Genomic DNA, 18,420 nt, shown 5'->3' on the forward strand with positions numbered 1-18,420 from the left:
TTCAGCCCCGGAAGCTCCACGCCCTGGGCGCGGTCGCGGCGACCAGCACGGCCTCCGGCACTCCTCGGCCCGGTCGGCGGCGCAGCAGCAACGACAGCCCGGCGGCGCCGATCGACAGCGCGCCCGCCACGTACCAGGCCATCGCGTAGTCGCCCAGCCGGTCCCGGACCAGCCCCGCGCCGGTCGCGGCGACCGCCGCGCCGAGCTGGTGCGCGGCGAACACCCAGCCGAACACCACCGCTCCGGCGCCACCGAAGTACTCCCGGCACAGCGCCACCGTCGGCGGCACGGTGGCCACCCAGTCCAGGCCGTAAAAGACGATGAACACCAGCATGCTCGGCTCGGCGGTGCCGGAGAAGAGGCTCGGCAGCACCAGCAGGGACAACCCGCGCAGCGCGTAGTACATGCCGAGCAGCAACCGGCTGTCCACCCGGTCGGTGAGCCAGCCGGACGCGATCGTGCCGACGATGTCGAAGAGTCCCACCAGGGCGAGCAACCCGGCCGCTGTGGTCTGAGCCATGCCGTGGTCGTGCGCGGCCGGCACGAAGTGCGTACCGACCAGGCCGTTGGTGGTCGCCCCGCAGATCGCGAAACCTCCGGCCAGCAGCCAGAACGGTCGGGTCCTGGCCGCGGTGGCCAGCGCGCCGAGCGCCCGGGTCGCCGCGCCGCCGGTCGCCGGCGGCGCCGCGACGACCTCGGTCGCCCCGTAGGCGGGCAGGCCGAGATCCGCCGGGTGCTCGCGCAGCAGCCACACCACCAGGGGTACGACGGCCAGCGCCGCTCCGGCCACCACGAGTGCGGCGCTACGCCAGCCGTGGTCGCGTACCAGGATGGCGACCAGTGGCAGGAACACCAGTTGCCCGGCCGCCCCGCCGGCGGTCAGCACTCCGGTGACCAGGCCCCGTCGGTGCACGAACCAACGGCCGGTGACGGTGGCCACGAACGCCAGCGCCATCGAGCCGGTGCCCAGCCCCACCAGCACACCCCAGCAGAGCAGGAGCTGCCAGCTGGCGGTCATGAAGACCGTCAACCCGCTGCCCGCGGCGACCAGCAGCAACGCCACCGAGACCACCCGGCGGATGCCGAACCGGTCCATCAGGGCGGCGGCGAACGGCGCGGTGAGCCCGTAGAGCAGAAGGTTGACCGAGACGGCCGCGGAGATCGTGGCCAGCGGCCAGTCGAACTCCTCGTGCAGCGGGTGCAGCAGCACCGACGGGGTGGCGCGGAAGCCGGCCGCGCCGACCAGCGCCACGAAGGCGACGGCGGCGACCAGCCAGGCGGGATGCAGACGGCGGTTCTTGGTCACGGGACAAGTCTGAGCCGGGCCACACACCTCGACGAGTGGCCGGAAAGCCATCATGCGCAATAATCGGGCCATGAGCGCTGGCCCGCACCGGATCGCCGTACTCGCCCTGCACCAGGTGGTCGGCCTGGACCTCGGCACCCCGTCCCAGGTCTTCAGCACGGCCCGGGCCGCCGACGGGACACCCTTCTACGACGTCCGGGTGTGCACCCCGGGCGGGCGGCCGGTGCGCAGCACCGCCGGCTTTCAGGTGGTCCCCGACCACGGTCTGGAGCTGCTCGACACAGCGGAAACGGTGATCGTCCCGGGCATCCACGACGGCACCGCGTTGACAGCGGGCACCGTCGAGCCGGAGGTGACCGAGGCGCTGCGCGCGGCGTACGAGCGGGGTGCCCGGATCATGTCGATCTGCACCGGAGCGTTCGTGCTCGCCGCCGCCGGGCTCCTCGACGGACGGCGGGCGACCACCCACTGGGCGTACGCCGAGCGGTTCCGCCGCCTGCACGACCGGGTGGACCTCGATCCGGACGTGCTCTTCATCGCCGAAGACCGGGTGCTCACCTCGGCCGGAGTCGCCGCCGGCATCGACCTCTGCCTGCACGTCATCCGCCTCGACCACGGCAGCGAGGTGGCCAACCGGGCGGCCCGCCGCTGCGTGATGCCACCATGGCGCGACGGCGGTCAGGCGCAGTACATCGAGCAGCCGGTGCCGAAGGCGACCGATACCAGCACGGCGGGTGCCCGGGAGTGGGCGCGGCAGCGGCTGCACGAGCCGATCGCGCTGCGCGACCTGGCCGAGCAGGCGCGGATGAGCGTGCGCACCTTCACCCGACGCTTCCGGTCGGAGACCGGCCTGAGCCCGGCCCAGTGGCTGCTGCAACAGCGCACCGACCACGCGAGACTGCTGCTGGAGACGACCGACCTCACCGTCGACCAGATCGCCCACCGCTGCGGTTTCGGCACCACCGCCGCCCTACGTCAGCAGCTTCACCAACGCATCGGCGTGGCCCCCTCCACCTACCGCCGCACCTTCCACCCCCGCCCCGAGCTGGTCGAAAGCTGATCCGCCGCCCGCCGGAGGCGTCACTGCGATGCGCGATATACCTGTGGGTCATATTTATGACTCACAGGTATATCGCGCATCAGACCGACATGCCGGAGGCCGGCACGCCCGCACAGCGAGCCGAGCCTGCGCTCGGCGAACGGAGCGGCGGCTCAGCGGGCTCACGAGCGGAGCAGGTGCAGTTGGGACTGGTGCTTCGGCAGGTGCACCCGGGTGTGCAGGTCCAGGGTGCGGGACCAGGGCAGCGACTCGTCGACGATGAGGTCGAAGCCCTCGCGTAGGTGCGTCTCGACCGGGGTCTCCGCTGCCAGGCCGAGCTGGTCGACCAGCCCGCACAGCCGGTCGCTGGTGCCGTGCAGCAACGCGGTCAGGCCACGCAGACCACCCTGCTCGGCAGCGAGCGCGTCGAGCTGCGGGCGGTGCATGTCCTCCGCCAGCTCGTAGTAGGCGAACGGCGACCCGGCGAGCAACGCCTCGGTGGCCTGGATCATCAGCTCGTCGTTGGCGACCAGATGCGCGACGATCTGCTCGGCACTGAGCTGCCCCTCCGGAGCCGGACCGAACCCGCCAGCGTCGACCTCCGCGAACAGGGCACCGTAAGCCCGCCGCAATCCCCCGCTCTCCATTCCCCCAGTCAACCTGCCCCGGCGGGAGTTAGCGGCGGGATTGGCGGGAGCGGAGGTAGTCGCTGACCACGTACTCGCCCAGGTCGTCGGTGTCCGGGGTGAACATGCGGCCCCGGCTGCGGCGGGCCACCGCGTCGACGAAGCGCCGCAGGCCCGGGTCGTCGCCGAGCATGAACAGGTTGAGCGTGGCACCGTAACGGCTCAGCCGGTCCACCTCGCGGACCGTCGCCTCGATCGTCTCCGGCAGCGGCGGCCAGTGGAACAGCGCCTCCCCGTCGTCCGGGTCCAGGTGCGCCGTCGGCTCGCCGTCGGTGACCACCAGCACGATCGGCTCGGCGTCCGGATTCCGCCGCAGGTGCCGGCCCGCCAACCGCAGCGCGTGCTGGAGGTTGGTGCCCTGCTCCATGTCCGGCTCCACGGCCGCCAACTCCTGCTGGGTGAGCGTCATCGCCTCCCGGCCGAAGCCCACTATCTGCAGGGCGTCCTGGGGAAAGCGCGTCTCCATCAGGTGTGCCAGCGCCAGCGCCGTCTGCTTCATCGGCCCCCAACGACCCTGAGAGATCATCGAGTACGACAGGTCGACGCAGAGCACCACAGCGGCCGAGGCGCGCCTCTCGGTCTCCACCACCTCGAAGTCGTCCACAGCGAGCTGCACCGGGACCGTCGGCCCGGCCCGGCTGACCGCCCGGGTCAACGTCCGGACCACGTCCAACGGTTGCTCATCGCCGTACTGCCAGGGCCTGGACGCGCCGCTGACCTCGCCCGCCGCCCCGGCCGAGCGCAGGTCGTGCTGGCCGCGTGGCCCGGCGGTCAGCTCCGCGAAGACCTGCCGCAGCGCGGTCCCGCCGAGCCGGCGCAGCGCCTTCGGGCTCAGTGTGAGCCCCTCCGCGTCCCGGCTGACCCAACCCTGCCGGCGCAGCTCCCGCTCCAGATCGCGCAGCCGGCGAACGTCGTCGGCCGCGTCCCGGCCCAGCGTGCGCGCCACCGCGTCGACGTCCACGTCGTCGAGGGTCGCCCCCGGGTGCTCCTGGTCGAGCTGGTCCAGCAGATCGTCCAGGTCGCCGATCTCACCCAGCGCGCCGGCCGCGTCGGCGTAGTCCAACGGCTGGTCGCCGCGAACCCGCTCACCCCGCCCCCAGCGCAGATCGGGTCGCAGCGCCCGCAGGTTCGCGTCGAGCGCGGACAACTCCCCCGCGAGGCGGTCGCCGAGCGACTGCTGCATGAGGCCGGCCAGCTCGGCGCGCTGCCGCTCGGAGAGCGAGTTCATCAGCCGCTCACCGGCCGCCGCCCGGCGGGCCAGCACGTCGATCAACTCGTCGACGTTCTCCGGCTTCTCCGGGAAGAAGGCGCCATGTCGGCGCATGAACTCGGCGAACGCGTCGGTGGTGTCCTCCGCGCGACCGTGCCGGGCGAGCAGGTCGTTCAGGTCGCCCATCATCTCGGCGAGCCGCTGCTGGGCGGCCGGGTCGGCGGAGGCACGCACAGCGTCGCGCAGCCCGGCGAAGCGCTGACCGAGCACGTCGTCGCGGAGTTGGTCGAGGATCTGCTGGTACGAGCGGCGGGCGTCGTCGCTGGCCCACTGGTAGCCGGACAGCTCCTCCACCGCCCGCGCCGTCGAGCGCGGCAGATTGTCCAGCACCGCCTCGGCGAACCGCGCGGCGTCGTCGTCGCGACCCCGCAGCTCGTCCCGCTCGGCGGCGAGGGCCTGGTCCAGCAGAGCCTGGGCCCGGGTCACCGCCCCGTCCAGGTCGCCCCTGCGCAGCGCCTCCCGGCGCAGCCGCCGAGCCCGGGCGGCCAGGTCGTCCAGGCCACCCCGTCCCTGCGGGCCACGGCGCAGCAAGTCACGCAGCGCCTCCCGCAGGCTGCCGCCGGCCAGCACCTCGGCACCGACCGCGTCCACCGCCTCACGCACGTCGTACGGGGGTGCGAGCGGGTCGGGCCCGCCGTTCCACTGCCCGTAACGGAACCGGTTGCCGGCCATGGTCAGCCCCGGCCGCCGTAGACGGTGCGCCCCGAGTCGGTGACGTCCTTGCCGAGCCGGCGGGTCAGGTGCAGCCCTTCCAGCACGAACTCGACGGCGGCGGCGGCCTCCTCGGAGGTGGGCGCGTCGCCCAGGTCGAGTCGGTCCAGAACCTTCGCCAACCCGGGTACGGTGCCGACCTGGCGTAGCAGCTCGGCGGCGCTGACCAACTCGCCGGTCTCGATCGCGGCACCGTCCTCGACCAGGGCGGTGAACCCGGACAGGTCCAGCCCGGCCAGGTGCGCCCGGAACGTCTCGGCGGTCGCGGTACGCAGCAGGTGCGCGAGGATCTCGATCTCCCGGCCCTCCTCGCCGCTCTCGAACTCGACCTTGCCGCGCAGCGTGCTGGTCACCGACACCGCGTCACCGACGCGGGCGACGGCGGCCTCGGGGCGTCCGTCCGGCGTGTCGGAGGCGGCGAGCAGACCGGCGCGACGCAGCGCGGCACCGGCGACCGTCTCGGCGGCGGCGATGGCGAATCGGGCGGAGACACCGGAGCGCGGGTCCACCGACGGCGACTCCCGCACGGCGCGGGCGAAGCGGGCCAGCACCTCCAGGACGTGCTCCGGCACCTCGGCGACCAGGTCGGCCTCCTGGCGGATCAGCGCCAGCTCCAACTCCAGGTCGACCGGGTAGTGGGTGCGGATCTCCGCGCCGAACCGGTCCTTGAGGGGGGTGATGATCCGGCCCCGGTTGGTGTAGTCCTCCGGGTTGGCGCTGGCCACCAGGAGCAGGTCCAGTGGCAGGCGCAGCTGGTAGCCGCGAACCTGGATGTCCCGCTCCTCCAGCACGTTGAGCAGCGCCACCTGGATGCGCTCGGCCAGGTCGGGCAGCTCGTTCACGGCGAAGATGCCCCGGTTGGTGCGCGGCACCAACCCGAAGTGGATGGTCTCCGGGTCACCGAGGGTACGACCCTGGGCGATGCGGATCGGGTCGACGTCGCCGATCAGGTCCCCGACGCTGGTGTCCGGGGTGGCCAACTTCTCGCCGTACCGCATCGAGCGGTGCAGCCAGCCGATCGGCAACTCGTCGCCGGCCTCGGCGACCTGGGCGCGGGACGCCGGGGTGAGCGGGTGCATGGGGTGCTCGTTGAGCACCGAGCCGGGCAGAACGGGGGTCCACTCGTCGAGCAACGCGCCCAGCGAGCGGATCAGCCGGGTCTTGCCCTGGCCGCGCTCGCCGAGCAGCACCATGTCGTGCCCGGCGAGCACTGCCCGCTCGACCTCGGGCAGCACTGTGTCGTCGTAGCCGACGATGCCGGGGAAACGGGTCTCGCCGGAGCGCATCCGGGCGAGGAGGTTGTCGCGGAGTTCCTGCTTGACGGTGCGGTACTGGTGACCGGCCGCCCGTAGCGCGCCGAGCGTGCCGGGCAGGTCGGCCGGTGGAACCGGGATTACCGGGGTAGGCGCAGTCACCCGACCCACGCTAGCTCACCTTCGCAGGGGTGCCCCGGGCATCACTGAGCACCCCCGCTCCCACCCTCAGCCCCGACCGCAGCGCCGGCAGGCTCCACGGCGGCGCAGGTGGTACGCGTAGGTGGCGACGCCGAGCGCCACGCCCCACACCGGCCAGAGCAGCATCGGCGCCCCGGTGATGCTGAGCCCGCCGGTGAGTTCCCAGAACTTCGGGTTGCTGAGCAGCCCCAGCGAGGCCGCGGTAACGGAGATGGCGACCAGGGTGGCCGGCACCACGGCCAGCTTCACCGGCACCCGCCGACCCGCGACGCCGATCATCCAACGCGGGAACCGCTCGCCCCAGCGCTGCACCAGCCCGAGGGTGAGGATCGCGCCGACGGTGGCGAATGCGGCCAGCCCGAACCCGGCCCAGACCAGCCCGCTGTCCTGCATCTCGGTGAGGAATTCACGGGAGATGCCGAGCGGGATGCCGGCCGCCCAGGCGAACCGGGTCAGCGCGTACGTGAAGGGGATAACGGCGGCGATGCCGGCGGCCCACCGGCCCCAGCGGGTGGCGGCGGCCGGGGTGGTCCACCCTCGGTCGGTGTGGTTGCGGCCGCAGCCCACGCAGGCCGCAGCGGTGCGGCGCTGCCAGGCGAGCACCGCCCCGGCCAGCAGCAGCCCGCCGGCCAGCGCGGCGAACCGGGCGAACAGCGCCCAATTGAAGACGTCGGCGTAGTCGACCGGCGGCCACCCGAACGGCGCACCGACGATCAGTATCGGCAGGTAGCCGAGGACGACCAGCACCCGGACGTCCGGTACGACCAGGACGAGCACGAACGCGACCGCCCAGCCGTAGCCGGCGAGCAGCGCCCGCAGTGGGCCGGGTGGGCGCGCTGCCGGGCGGCTCATCGCCAGGGCAGCCACCGCGGCGGTGAGCAGCACGCCGGCGAAGAGCGGAGTGGCCACCTCCACCGGCACCATGCGCAGCAGGCTGACGTCGCCGCCGTGGGGGTCGTTCGGGCCGAACGGATAGCCGGCGCCGGTGAGGGTGCCGATCAGGGCAAGTACGCCCCACAGGCCGAGCCAACCGGCGGCCAGTGGGGCGAGCCGGTCCGGCCAGCGGGAGTCGGTACGGGGCGGGGAGGCAGTGATCGTTGTCATGCTCTCAGCCTCGACGGACAGCCGCCGGATTCCCTCCCGGCAAGCGGTGAACCCGCTCCCCCGGTCGAGGTACCGATCAGCCGGACGGGGTGACGAAGCCGGACTCGTAGGCGGCGATCACCGCCTGCGTACGGTCGCGGACGCCCAGCTTGGCCAGCACGTTGCCGACGTGCGTCTTCACCGTCTCCACCCCCACCACCAGGTGCGCGGCGATCTCCGGGTTGGACCGGCCGGTGGTCATCAACCGCAGCACCTCGGCCTCGCGCTCGGTGAGCCGGGCGGCGGTCAACCGGTCGCCGCCCGTCGGCCCGTACGCCCCGACCAGTTGGCGGATCGCCGCCGGGAAGAGCAGCGACTCACCGGCCGCGACCACCCGGACCGCCTCCACCACCTCGGCGGGCCGGGACCGTTTGAGCAGGAACCCCGAGGCGCCGGCGCGCAGCGCCTCGTAGACGTACTCGTCGTTGGCGAAGGTGGTGACCACCAGCACCCGGGGCGGGTCGGCGGAGGTGGCCAGCAGGTGCCGGGTGGCCTGGATGCCGTCGATGCCGGGCATCCGGACGTCCATCAGCACCACGTCGGGCCGGTGCCGGGCGACCAGCGGCGGCACCTCGGCGCCGTCCGCGGCCTCGGCGAGCACGTGCAGGTCGGGTTGGGCGTCGATGATGGCCCGCAGCCCGATGCGGATCAGCTCGTCGTCGTCGACGATGAGTACCCCAGTGGTCATCGGGTCTCCTCGTAGGGCAGGCGGGCCCGGATCAGCCACCGGTCGCCGTCCGGGCCCACTGTGATCCGGCCGCCGAGCAGCAGCACCCGCTCCCGCATGCCGTCCAGGCCTCGACCGCCCCGCCCCGGCCGGCGTCGGTCGGGGTGGCGCACCGCGTTCACCAGTTCCAACTCCAGCGCGTCGCTGTGCAGGTCCAGGCGTACCGTCACCGGCCCGTGGCCGTGCCGGGCGGCGTTGGTCAGTCCTTCCTGGACGATCCGGTAGCCCTCCCGGGAGACCACCGCGGGCACCCGGGCCGGGTCGCCGGCGCGTTGCGCGTGCACGGTCAGGCCGGCCGCGCGGGCGTCGGTGACCAACCGGTCCAGGTCGGCGAGGGTACGCTGCGGCGCCACCACGGGCCGGTCGCGTCCGTTCTCCCGGAGCAGGCCGAGCACGTGGTCGAGGTCGTCCATCGCGGTCCGCCCGACGTCCTCGATGGCGGTGAGCGCCCGCCGGACGAACTCGGGGTCGGTGTCGAGGACCTCGCGGGCGGCCCCGGCCTGGAGGGTGGCCACTGTCAGCGCGTGTCCGACCGAGTCGTGCAGCTCGCGGGCCAGCCGGTTGCGTTCGGCGAGCCGGGCGGCCCGTGCTTCGAGGGCGGCGATCCGCTCCGCCTGAGCCGGGCCGAGCAGCACCGGTGCCATCGATCCGGCGAGGGCGCCGAGCCCGGCGACTGCGTAGCCGAGGCCGACCAGCAGGAGCACCCCGGTCACTGTCAGCCAGCCGCTGTCCTGCCCGTCCAGCGGCCCGAACTGTTCCCGGCTGGTCAGCTCGGTGCCGACGCCGAACTGTTGGGCGATGAACGCCAGCGCCATCGGCAGAGCGCTGAACAGCGCGATCATCACCAGCGCGCCGACGATGAGGTGGGTGGCGATCCAGAGCGCGCTACGCAGCCGGGTCTCCCGGTCGCCGTGGTGCCCGGGCGCGGGTTCGGGCAGGTCGACGCCGAGCAGGGCCCGGACGGCGGCGATCTCCAAGGCCCGGCTGCCGTCCAGCAGCAACGGGACCACGGCGATCAGCACCGCGATGAGCAGCAGGACGTAGACCAGTGGGCGCGGGATCGCCGAGTCGGCGAGCAGTTGGGCGAAGGTCACCGCGAGCAGCCCGTACGGCAGCGCCAGCACGCCGCCGAGCAGCAGGAACACGCCGCGTCGCCAGGTGGTGCCGGCGACCAGCGGGGCCAGCGCCGCTCGGAGGGTCACCTCGCCATTCTGCGGCCCGGACCGGTCCCGGCAACTCCCCCGCGTCGGGGAGATCTCAGCGGTGGTCGGCGACGTACTGCTGCGGGTCCTTGTCGCGGAACGGAAGGTTGCGCCCGTTCTTGTGCTCGCCGTAGAAGGTCAGCCAGCGTTGGCCCAGCTCGGCGCGGAGTTCGGTGCTGGCGTGCCGGCGGAAGTCGGGCAGCGCCTCGTCCTCCTCTTCGGCCAGGTGTTCGCTGTTCTCCCGGCGGGCTGTGCCGACCGCCTCCCACCACTGATCCGAGCCGACCGGGTGCAGTTTCGCGTCGGCGATGGCGTCGCGGATCTTGTTGTGGTCGCCGATCGCGTCGGCGGTCTCGTCCTCGCCGTCGTCGCCGTGCTTGACCAGGTGCGGGTAGAGGATCGCCTCTTCCGCCTCGGCGTGGATGTCCAGGTGCAGGGCGAGGGCGTCCCAGATGGCGAGCATCTCCTGCTCGTCGCGGGCGTCGTCGAGGCGGGCGAAGCCACGCCGGAAGGCGGCGTGGTCGTCCAGGATCAGCGCGGTGATGTCGTCCACTGTGCTCACTTTCCGGTTGGTTTGCCGATCCGGGCACGCAGCATCGCCGGCATCGCGGCGAGTCCGGTGATCGGGCGGAAGCGTTTTGCGGCCTCGGCCAGCGCCGTGTACTCGTCGTCGGCGAGGTCGATGTCGGCGGCGGCGGCGTTGCGTTCCATCTGTTCGACTCCGGACGCGCCGGGGATGGCGAGCACGTTCGGGTGGCGCAGCAGGTAGGCCAACGCGATCTGGCTGGGGGTGGCGTCGTGGGCGTCGGCGACCTGGCGCACTGTGTCGATCAGGGCCGCGCCGCGCTCCAGGTTCTCCGGCAGGAAGTACGGGTTGGCGCGCCGGACGGCACCGGTCGGCGGGTTCCTGGCGTCGTAGCGGCCGGAGAGGAAGCCCTGCGCCAGCGGGCTGTACGCGATGACCACCCGACCGGCCTGCCGCGCGTACGGCAGCAGGTCCTGCTCGGGTGCGCGGTCCACCATGCTGTAGCGGACCTGGTTGCTGAGCACCCGCCGGCCGAGTGCGGCTTCGGCGACCTGCCAGCGGCGCAGCCCGTAGTTGCTCACGCCGACCTCGCCGACCAGCCCGACGTCCTGCAGGGTCCGCATGCCGCGCATCGTGGTGTGGTCGCCGACCAGCGGGTTGGGCTGGTGCACCTGGTAGAGGTCGATGCTGGTGACGCCGAGCCGGGCCGCCGAGGCGACCGCCCGCTGCTGCACCACTGCGGCCACCGGCAGGACCGGCAGGATCTTGCTGGCGATCACGACCTTCGGCCGGTCGTCGCCGAGGGCCGCGCCGAGGATGCGTTCGCTGCGCCCGAAGCCGTAGATCTCCGCGCTGTCGAAGACCGTCACGCCCAGCTCGACGGCCCGCCGGACGATCTGCGCCGCCTGCCGCTCGAAGTCCGGGCCGTACCCCCATTCCCGGGAGCCGAACTGCCAGGTGCCCAATCCGATCTTGGACAGCGGTTTGGGGGTGTCGAGCGCAATGAAACGCATGGCGTCGAAACTACCCCGATGTCCCGGTTTCCACGCCCGATCCGCACCACAGTGGGCCGGAGTTAGGCTCATGATCGTGACCTACCTCGCCGCGGATGACCGCTACGACACCATGACCTACCGGCGCAGCGGACGCAGTGGCCTGCGGCTGCCGGCCGTCTCGCTCGGGCTGTGGCACAACTTCGGCCCGGACCGCCCGTTCGAACGGCAGCGCGACATCGTGCGCCGCGCCTTCGACCTGGGTGTCACCCACTTCGACCTGGCCAACAACTACGGCCCACCGCCCGGTTCGGCGGAGGAGAACTTCGGCCGGATGCTCGCCACCGACCTGAAGCCGTACCGGGACGAGCTGGTCATCTCCAGCAAGGCCGGGTACCTGATGTGGCCCGGCCCATACGGCGAGTGGGGCTCGCGCAAGAACCTGATCTCGTCGCTGGACCAGTCGCTGGGCCGGATGGGGCTGGACTACGTCGACATCTTCTACTCGCACCGGTTCGACCCGGACACCCCCCTTGAGGAGACGATGGGGGCGCTCGACGCGATCGTCCGCTCCGGCAAGGCGCTCTACGTCGGCATCTCGAACTACAACTCGGAGCAGACCACGCGGGCCGCCGCGATCCTGCGCGAGCTGGGTACGCCGCTGCTGATCAACCAGCCGTCGTACTCGATGCTCAACCGCTGGACCGAGTCCGACGGCCTGCTCGACACGCTGGAGCAGGTGGGTGCGGGCTGCATCGCGTACAGCCCGCTGGCCCAGGGTCTGCTGACCGACCGTTACCTGGGCGGCATCCCGGCCGACTCGCGGGTTCGCACCAGCGTCTTCCTCAACGAGAGCGACCTCAGCGAGGAGAAGATGGCCACCATCCGTGGGCTCGGCGCGGTCGCCGAGCGGCGGGGCCAGTCCCTCGCGCAGCTCGCGTTGGCCTGGGCGCTGCGTGACCCGCGGATGACCAGCCTGATCATCGGGGCGAGCAGCGTCGAGCAGTTGGAGACGAACATCGCCGCGCTGGACAACCTCGACTTCACCGCCGACGAGTTGGCCGAGATCGAGCGCCACCTGGGCTGAACGCCGTCGGGTCCCGGGCGGGTCGGATCACCAGATCCGGCGCCGCCCGGCCCGGTGGTTGCGCACCTCGCACTGCCGGCCCACCGGTGCGGCGGCGCTGCGACGTCGCCGTCCGGCACCAATCAGCAGCAGCGCCAGGACCAGCACGGCGGCGGCACCGGCCAGCACCGGCCACCGGCCGCCGAGGTTGGTCACCGACGCCACCGGCACGCCCGGGTCGGCCGCCGCCGCCACCGCGGACTCGGTGGCGGCCGGCCCACTCGCGGCGGTACGCGGAGCAGCCGCCGCGCTCTTCGTCGCGGCGGCTTTCGCCGGGGTGGCCGTGGCACCGGTGGCCTTGGCGCCCCGGAACACCACGTCGGAGCAGGAGTAGTAGGTGTCCGGGGTGTTGGAGTTCTGCCAGATCGTGTAGATCAGGTGTCGGCCGCTGCGGCCGGCCGGCAGCCGGCCCGCCAACTGGTACGCCCCGGCCCGCACCGGCGGGTCGGTCAGCGTCAGAAACGGGCGCGATTCCAGATCCGACCAGGTCAGCTTCTTGCTGGGGTCGTAGTCGGGCGTGGTGACGTAGAGCCGGAAGGTGCCCCGGTGCTCGATGGTGGTCCGGTACCGGAAGGTGAACTTCGCGCCGGTGGTCAGCGTGGTGCTGGGCCAGTCGGTGCGGGGCAGGTCCAGTCCCCGGTACGCGGACAGCCCGCCGCTGCACAGCTCACCGTCCGGGATCCGTTCCCGATCTCGCCCGTTGATCGTGGAAACGCGTACGTTGTCCCATTCGCGGACCGCCGCGCCGGCCTGGATCGCCGCCCGGCAGGCGCTGGTGGCCGCATACCGGCCCTCGGGGCCGCAGGCCGCCGCGCGACTGATCGGGTCGGTCGGGGCGCCGTGGGCGGCGGCGGGCGTGGCGGCCAGGGGCACTGTCGCGGCAGCGACCAGCACCGTGGCGAGGAGTCGGCGTACGGGCATGAGGATGACCTCCGCCCACTGGTACGGCCGGGAGACGGCAAAGGTTCGACGCTGACCGGCCGGGAATCCTGCGGGTGGGCGTGGCGTTTCGATACTCGGAACCGCTTGCACCGAGGAGGCAGACATGAAGGTACGTAGCTCGTTGCGTGCACTGAAGCAGAAGCCGGGTTCGGTGGTGGTCCGCCGTCGCGGCCGGGTGGTCGTGGTGAACCGCGCCAACCCGCAGTGGAAGAGCCGTCAGGGCTGACCCCAGCCCTTACCGGACATCTAGTCGCCAACGCCCTGACCGGGTCATCCGGTCGGGGCGTTCTGCGTGTCCGGGTATGACCGATCAACTCGGAGGATAAGAAGAGCGGCCCTTTTCCGGGAGCGCTTTTCCTGACCGGGACCCGCAGGTTGGGCGGGCTTTCTGATGGTCGCTCAATCACGCCTGTTCATTGTCGCCGCGACAGCCCGATGGACCGCTCGGGCAATTGTCGGGTCGGAGAATCTGGCTCTCGCGGCGCGTTCGGCGCGACGCAGTTCCGAGCCAAGTCGGAGTGGATGCGTCGATTGCAGTATCTCGCGTATCCATCGTTCAAGATCCGCTTCGTCCACCGGGGGACTCCCGGGCCGCGCGGCACCCCCGGTCGAAGATAGACGCCAACTGGCCTCATTGCCACTCATTAATCCCCCATGCACGTCACAGCCATGATGAGCTGCTGATATGCCGCCCGGGACGCCACGGCTGGCGATCGGGACCGGCACCAACCCTGTCAGCCGACAGCGCTAAGTTACCAACTCGTAACGCGCGAATTTCAGATGACGGAAAATCCATATCCCATTAGGCCGATAGGCATTGCGGTATCTCGGGCAGGGCTCTCGACACCCCCTCCTGGCCTGACGCGGACGACGAACCACATCGAGCAACGCCACTCCGCTATCCACGACCGGGCGGCGTCCTGATCGGTGTCGGCAATGACCCCAGGGGTTGACTTGCCGGCGGAACATCGATAGGACTTTTAAGTCGCCAAAAACGGGAGAGGCAGCTATGCGTATTACGTGCGGAGTAAAGCTCACACAGAGCGGGGGCGTTGCTCTGTTTCAGGACGACGTGTTGGAGTTCAACGTCGAGGCGCAGAAGCTGGAGAACAACCGTCGATACAGCGACGTGGACGATCTCACATTGATCACCCGGATCCTGGGCGACTTCGGGTACAAGGTCTCCGACGTCGACCAGTGGGCACTGGACGGCTGGGACGGCGCCGTCCACGGGCAGGCCCACCGGCTCAACAACGGCAGCCCGGTCGACGTCCGCCTGGCGCCCTACCGGGAGACGGAGCGGGTGCCGAATCCGGCACAGCCGGGCCACCGTGGCGAGTTGCCCATCGGCGACGCCACAGTGCCGTACGTCAGCCACGTGCACGTGGCGAGCCACCTCGCCGCCGCGTACAGCACCAGCCCCTTCGCCCGACGGGGCGAGCCGAGCCTCGTCCTGGTCTGGGACGGCGGTTGCTTCCCCCGCCTCTACGCGGTGGACAAGGACGGCCGCATCGAGCCTGGCGGCGAGGTCTTCCCGCTGATCGGGCACTTCTACTCGATGGCCTCGCAGCACTTCGGGCCGTACCGCCGCGACAAGCTGTCCCGCAACGTCGACGACCTCTCGGTGGCCGGGAAGCTGATGGCCTACATCGCCCTCGGCACCGCCCGGGAGCCGATCAAGCAGGTCCTCGGAGAGCTGTTCCACGAGCACTTCGAGGCCAACAGCCCGGCCGTCCGCAAGTACCGTGAGGAGATCATCGGCTGCGGCAGCACTGGCGAGCCCTCGCACGCCTACGTCCACGCCTATCTTGAGGACGTCCGTCGCCGCACCGACCAACTGGGCGTCTCCGACGACGACGTGCTCGCCAGCGTGCACGAGTTCATCGAGGAGCTGCTCGTCGAGCGACTCGTGGCCAAGGCCGAGTCCTGGAAGGGCGACGGTCCCTGGAACCTCTGCTTCGCCGGGGGCTGCGCCCTGAACATCAAATGGAACAGCGCCATGCGGGCACACAAGGCCATCCGCGAGATGTGGGTGCCGCCCTTCCCGGACGACTCGGGGTCGGCCGTCGGCACCGGCGCCATCCTGGTCAGCGGAGAGCAGCGGCTGGCGCCGATCTCGTGGAACGTCTTCGCCGGCCCCGACCTCGTGCACAACTCGCACGTTCCGGCGGGCTGGACGGTGGCGCCATGTCGACCGGAGGAGCTGGCCCGGCTGCTGCACCGCACCGGTAAGCCGGTGGTGGTCCTGCACGGCCGCGCCGAGCTGGGCCCACGGGCACTCGGGGCGCGCAGCATCCTCGCCCCGGCTGTGGACCCGGCGATGAAGGACGAGCTCAACCGGATGAAGCGTCGGGAGAACTACCGTCCGGTCGCACCGATCTGCCTGACCGATCAGGCTCCGACGGTCTTCGACCCGGGCACCCCGGACCCGTACATGCTCTTCGACCACCGGGTGCGCCCCGACTGGGTGGACCGGATCCCGGCGGCGATCCACCTCGACGGGACCGCCCGCTTGCAGACGGTCAGCGCCGAGGACAACCCGATGCTCGCGGCCGTCCTGCGCGAATACCACAAGTGGAGCGGGATCCCGGTGCTCTGCAACACCAGCGCGAACTACAACGGCCGCAGCTTCTTCCCCGACGTGGTGTCGGCGATGGAGTGGGGCCAGGTCGGCCTCATCTGGAGCGAGAACGCGCTGTACCGCAGAGTCACCTCATCGGACGCGTCAGCGAGCGTCGCCGGTACCGGTGTCAGCTGACATCCGGCGCCTGCCGGAGGGTAGGGGCGTCGGCGAGCCACCGCGCCCCCCGCTGCGGGAGCCGGCCTTCCGTACCCTCTGGCTGGGCGACCTGGCGGCCCGGTCGGCACACCAGATCACCGCCTTCGCGTTGCCCCTGCTGGTCGTGACGTTGCTGGCCGGCAGCGGCACCCAGGTGGGGTTGGTCGGCGCGGCCCAGTTCGTGCCGGTGCTGGCGTTCTCCCTGCTGGTGGGCACCTGGACCGCCCGTACCTCGCTGCGCTGGATCCTGGTAACCGGCAACGCGGCACGCGGCGTCGTGCTGTTCGGCATCGGGGCCCTGGCCGCCACCGACCGCCTGGTCTTCACGACGCTGTTGGTGGGCGCGTTTCTCATCGGCTCGGCGGCGGTGCTGCACGACATCGGGTCCCAGGTCACCGCGCCCCGGTTGCTCGACGGCGACCGGCTGGTCGCCGGCAACGGTCTGTTGCAGGCCACCACGTCGGTGACCCAGATGGCCGGGCCGGCGGCGGCGGGATTCATCGTGCAGTCCGCCGGCGCCTCCTGGGCCGCGGTGGTCACCGGGGCACTGTTCTGCGCGGCGGCGATGGCGATGGCGGCCCTCCCCGCTCGGGCGCTGCGGCCGGCGACCGACCGGGGCGACGCGCCGACGATCCGGGCCGGGCTGGCCTACGTCTGGCGGAGCCGACCGATCCGGGACCTGTGCGTGCAGTCGGCCCTCTTCAACCTGCACGAGCAGGCCTTCGCGACGGTCTTCCTGGTGTACGGCGTGCGCACCCTCGGGCTCTCCGGTGGCCTGATCGGCCTGGTCATCGGGCTCGGCAGCGTCGGGGCGCTGGTCGGTTCCCTCGTCGCCGGGCGGGTCGGTGCCCGACTGCACCTCGGCCGGGCGCTGACCGTCTCGATCACGGTCGCCGCGCTCGGGTTGCTGCTGGTGCCCGGGCTCGCCGCGGCCGGCACGGCGACCGTGCTGCTCGGGGCGGGCTTCGTGATCAACGGGGCGGCTCTGGCTGTCTACAACGTCCTGGCGGTCACCGTGCGGCAGCAGGTCCCCCCTCCCGTCCTGCTCGGCGCGGTGACCGCGAGCTACCGCATCGCGGCCTTCGGTTCGCTGCCGGTCGGTGCGCTGCTCGGCGGGGTGTTGGCCGACCTGGCCGGGGCGACCACGGCGGTGTGGGTGGTGGCCGTCTCGCTCACCGTCTCCTCGCTGCTGCTGTACGCCTCTCCGCTGCGCAGGGCGGCCCAGATGTCCGAGGTGCGGGCCCTCGCGGACACGACGACTCGGAAGGAACGGTCCATCCGGCATGGCGACTGACGTGACCGACGGCATCGGCGCCGTCGACGAGGAGACCTGGGCCCGGCTGGCCGCCGACGCCGAACCCGACGCGGCCCACGGCTACCTGCTGTTCCGCGAACGGCTGGAGCCGGGCACCGCGCTGCTGGTCACCGCCGACGACGACCGGGGGCCGGTTGCCGCGATCCACGCGGTCACCGCCGTGACCGGGACGGGCCTGTTCAGCCACCCGTGGAAACTCCTCACCGAGGAACAGTTCCTCCGGCTCACCCCGGACGACGACGCGACCCGGATCCGCACCGAGCACCGGACCCTGCTCGGCGCGCTCGGCCCGGACGCACCCGAGTCGGGCGATCTCGCGGGCTGGCTCACCACCACCGTCGGAGAGCCGCTCGTCGTCCGCACGTACGACCGCAGTCCGCTGTTCACCGCCCCCGACGTCGACACCACCCGGCGGCGGCAGGCCGGCCGGGAGGTCGTGGCGACCCTCCAGGACCTGGTCCGGCAGGGCCGCGCGGGGGCGGTGGTCCTGCCGTACGTGGCGACCGACGATGAGCTGCTGCGTGGCCTGCTGGAGGCCGCCGGCTTCGTCCGGGGCTCGGTCACCGCCGCGTCCGCGCTGCACCTCGGTGGCTACCCCACCTACCAGGCGTTCCTGGACGGGCAGAACGCCGAGACGCGCCGCAACTACCGACTGGCCGAACGCGAGGTGACCCGGGCCGGGCTCCAGGTCCGCGAGGTGCCCCTGGCCGAGCACGTCGACCGGATCGTCGACCTTGAGGCGCGCACCGGCGAGCGCAACGGCGCGGCACCGAACCGGCCGCAGTTGCGGGCGGCCCGCGCGTACCTGGCGGCGGTGCTCCCCGGGGCGATCCGGGTGGCCGTGGCCGGCCGGTCCGACGCCGAAGTCCTCGCCTGCACCGTGCAGATGTACGGCCGGCACGGCTGCTGCACCCTCGGCTACGGCAGCGACTACGACGTCACCGGTACCAGCGTCGCCTACCACCACCTGGTGTTCGGGCAGCCGGTCGAGTCGTGCATCCGGGCCGGCGTGCCCCGGTACCGCCTCGGGTTCGAGGCGTTCGCTCCGAAGTTCCGCCGAGGCGCCCGGGTCGCCAAACGTGAGCTGTGGCTGTGGACACCCGATGAGCGACAGCGGGAGTCGTTCGCCCGGCTCCTCCGCTTCCTCGACGAGCGCACCACCGGCCACCTGGCTGCCTACGTCCGCTGATTCCCCTTCATTC

16 protein-coding genes are annotated in these 18,420 nt (G+C 71.9%); 6 read left to right on the top strand and 10 right to left on the bottom strand.

Annotated features, from left to right (window positions below; genetic code table 11):
- Nucleotide 1 precedes the first annotated feature (1 nt).
- The gene (locus GA0070561_RS01630) at nucleotides 2–1,357 is read right to left on the bottom strand and encodes an MFS transporter (RefSeq protein WP_373861930.1); all 1,356 of its coding nucleotides are present in this window, start codon (nucleotides 1,355–1,357) and stop codon (nucleotides 2–4) included.
- A 19-nt stretch (nucleotides 1,358–1,376) separates the two neighbouring features.
- On the opposite strand from GA0070561_RS01630, the gene GA0070561_RS01635 reads away from it, so the two are divergent.
- On the top strand, nucleotides 1,377–2,366 hold the full coding sequence (locus tag GA0070561_RS01635; RefSeq protein WP_244166026.1) for a GlxA family transcriptional regulator: 990 nt from the start codon (nucleotides 1,377–1,379) through the stop codon (nucleotides 2,364–2,366).
- Nucleotides 2,367–2,527: 161 nt separating this feature from the next.
- Here the strand turns inward: GA0070561_RS01635 and GA0070561_RS01640 are convergent, their stop codons facing one another.
- From GA0070561_RS01640 to GA0070561_RS01675, 8 genes are all read right to left on the bottom strand, one after another.
- Entirely contained in the window at nucleotides 2,528–2,992 is a 465-nt protein-coding gene (locus GA0070561_RS01640; protein WP_091393895.1) for a hypothetical protein, read from the bottom strand.
- A gap of 28 nt (nucleotides 2,993–3,020) precedes the next feature.
- Nucleotides 3,021–4,973: a VWA domain-containing protein gene (locus tag GA0070561_RS01645; RefSeq protein ID WP_091393898.1), complete on the bottom strand. Its 1,953-nt coding sequence runs from the start codon at nucleotides 4,971–4,973 to the stop codon at nucleotides 3,021–3,023.
- A gap of 2 nt (nucleotides 4,974–4,975) precedes the next feature.
- Nucleotides 4,976–6,436, bottom strand: coding sequence for a magnesium chelatase ATPase subunit I (locus tag GA0070561_RS01650; RefSeq protein ID WP_091393900.1), 1,461 nt, complete (start codon nucleotides 6,434–6,436; stop codon nucleotides 4,976–4,978).
- A 57-nt stretch (nucleotides 6,437–6,493) separates the two neighbouring features.
- Nucleotides 6,494–7,570 (bottom strand): hypothetical protein, encoded by a 1,077-nt coding sequence (locus GA0070561_RS01655; protein ID WP_091393903.1) that lies wholly within the window; start codon nucleotides 7,568–7,570, stop codon nucleotides 6,494–6,496.
- Nucleotides 7,571–7,646: 76 nt separating this feature from the next.
- The gene (locus GA0070561_RS01660; protein ID WP_091393906.1) at nucleotides 7,647–8,297 is read right to left on the bottom strand and encodes a response regulator transcription factor; all 651 of its coding nucleotides are present in this window, start codon (nucleotides 8,295–8,297) and stop codon (nucleotides 7,647–7,649) included.
- Nucleotides 8,294–9,538, bottom strand: coding sequence for a sensor histidine kinase (locus GA0070561_RS01665; protein WP_091393909.1), 1,245 nt, complete (start codon nucleotides 9,536–9,538; stop codon nucleotides 8,294–8,296). The genes GA0070561_RS01660 and GA0070561_RS01665 overlap by 4 nt, the downstream gene beginning before the upstream one ends.
- A gap of 55 nt (nucleotides 9,539–9,593) precedes the next feature.
- Nucleotides 9,594–10,091, bottom strand: a complete 498-nt coding sequence (locus tag GA0070561_RS01670) for a hemerythrin domain-containing protein (protein ID WP_167362347.1) — start codon at nucleotides 10,089–10,091, stop codon at nucleotides 9,594–9,596.
- 5 nt (nucleotides 10,092–10,096) lie between these two features.
- Entirely contained in the window at nucleotides 10,097–11,077 is a 981-nt protein-coding gene (locus tag GA0070561_RS01675; protein ID WP_091393915.1) for an aldo/keto reductase, read from the bottom strand.
- Between the two features lie 70 nt (nucleotides 11,078–11,147).
- Between GA0070561_RS01675 and mgrA the strand changes: the two genes are divergently transcribed.
- Nucleotides 11,148–12,143: an L-glyceraldehyde 3-phosphate reductase gene (gene mgrA, locus GA0070561_RS01680; RefSeq protein WP_091393918.1), complete on the top strand. Its 996-nt coding sequence runs from the start codon at nucleotides 11,148–11,150 to the stop codon at nucleotides 12,141–12,143.
- A 27-nt stretch (nucleotides 12,144–12,170) separates the two neighbouring features.
- Here mgrA and GA0070561_RS01685 read toward each other — a convergent pair whose 3' ends face one another.
- Entirely contained in the window at nucleotides 12,171–13,103 is a 933-nt protein-coding gene (locus GA0070561_RS01685; RefSeq protein WP_091393922.1) for a lytic polysaccharide monooxygenase auxiliary activity family 9 protein, read from the bottom strand.
- A gap of 124 nt (nucleotides 13,104–13,227) precedes the next feature.
- Here GA0070561_RS01685 and GA0070561_RS01690 point away from each other — a divergent pair, with 124 nt between their 5' ends.
- The 4 genes from GA0070561_RS01690 to GA0070561_RS01705 all read left to right on the top strand — a co-directional run bounded on the left by GA0070561_RS01690 (nucleotide 13,228) and on the right by GA0070561_RS01705 (nucleotide 18,407).
- Nucleotides 13,228–13,350, top strand: coding sequence for a 50S ribosomal protein L36 (locus GA0070561_RS01690; RefSeq protein WP_030490864.1), 123 nt, complete (start codon nucleotides 13,228–13,230; stop codon nucleotides 13,348–13,350).
- 783 nt (nucleotides 13,351–14,133) lie between these two features.
- Nucleotides 14,134–15,882, top strand: coding sequence for a carbamoyltransferase N-terminal domain-containing protein (locus tag GA0070561_RS01695; protein WP_091393924.1), 1,749 nt, complete (start codon nucleotides 14,134–14,136; stop codon nucleotides 15,880–15,882).
- Nucleotides 15,872–17,197, top strand: coding sequence for an MFS transporter (locus GA0070561_RS01700; RefSeq protein ID WP_091393927.1), 1,326 nt, complete (start codon nucleotides 15,872–15,874; stop codon nucleotides 17,195–17,197). Before GA0070561_RS01695 ends, GA0070561_RS01700 begins: the two co-directional genes overlap by 11 nt.
- On the top strand, nucleotides 17,187–18,407 hold the full coding sequence (locus GA0070561_RS01705; protein ID WP_091393930.1) for a peptidogalycan biosysnthesis protein: 1,221 nt from the start codon (nucleotides 17,187–17,189) through the stop codon (nucleotides 18,405–18,407). Before GA0070561_RS01700 ends, GA0070561_RS01705 begins: the two co-directional genes overlap by 11 nt.
- The last annotated feature ends 13 nt before the right edge of the window (nucleotides 18,408–18,420 follow it).

The organism is Micromonospora saelicesensis, from assembly GCF_900091575.1.
GTDB lineage: Bacteria > Actinomycetota > Actinomycetes > Mycobacteriales > Micromonosporaceae > Micromonospora > Micromonospora saelicesensis.

Excerpts from the sequence above, each read along its gene's own strand:
- GA0070561_RS01690 (WP_030490864.1), top strand. The coding sequence starts at position 13,228 with ATGAAGGTACGTAGCTCGTTGCGTGCACTGAAGCAGAAGCCGGGTTCG.
- GA0070561_RS01645 (WP_091393898.1), bottom strand. The coding sequence starts at position 4,973 with ATGGCCGGCAACCGGTTCCGTTACGGGCAGTGGAACGGCGGGCCCGAC.
- GA0070561_RS01660 (WP_091393906.1), bottom strand. The coding sequence starts at position 8,297 with ATGACCACTGGGGTACTCATCGTCGACGACGACGAGCTGATCCGCATC.
- GA0070561_RS01695 (WP_091393924.1), top strand. The coding sequence starts at position 14,134 with ATGCGTATTACGTGCGGAGTAAAGCTCACACAGAGCGGGGGCGTTGCT.
- GA0070561_RS01630 (WP_373861930.1), bottom strand. The coding sequence starts at position 1,357 with ATGGCTTTCCGGCCACTCGTCGAGGTGTGTGGCCCGGCTCAGACTTGT.
- GA0070561_RS01635 (WP_244166026.1), top strand. The coding sequence starts at position 1,377 with ATGAGCGCTGGCCCGCACCGGATCGCCGTACTCGCCCTGCACCAGGTG.
- GA0070561_RS01655 (WP_091393903.1), bottom strand. The coding sequence starts at position 7,570 with ATGACAACGATCACTGCCTCCCCGCCCCGTACCGACTCCCGCTGGCCG.
- mgrA (WP_091393918.1), top strand. The coding sequence starts at position 11,148 with ATGATCGTGACCTACCTCGCCGCGGATGACCGCTACGACACCATGACC.
- GA0070561_RS01640 (WP_091393895.1), bottom strand. The coding sequence starts at position 2,992 with ATGGAGAGCGGGGGATTGCGGCGGGCTTACGGTGCCCTGTTCGCGGAG.
- GA0070561_RS01685 (WP_091393922.1), bottom strand. The coding sequence starts at position 13,103 with ATGCCCGTACGCCGACTCCTCGCCACGGTGCTGGTCGCTGCCGCGACA.
- GA0070561_RS01705 (WP_091393930.1), top strand. The coding sequence starts at position 17,187 with ATGGCGACTGACGTGACCGACGGCATCGGCGCCGTCGACGAGGAGACC.
- GA0070561_RS01675 (WP_091393915.1), bottom strand. The coding sequence starts at position 11,077 with ATGCGTTTCATTGCGCTCGACACCCCCAAACCGCTGTCCAAGATCGGA.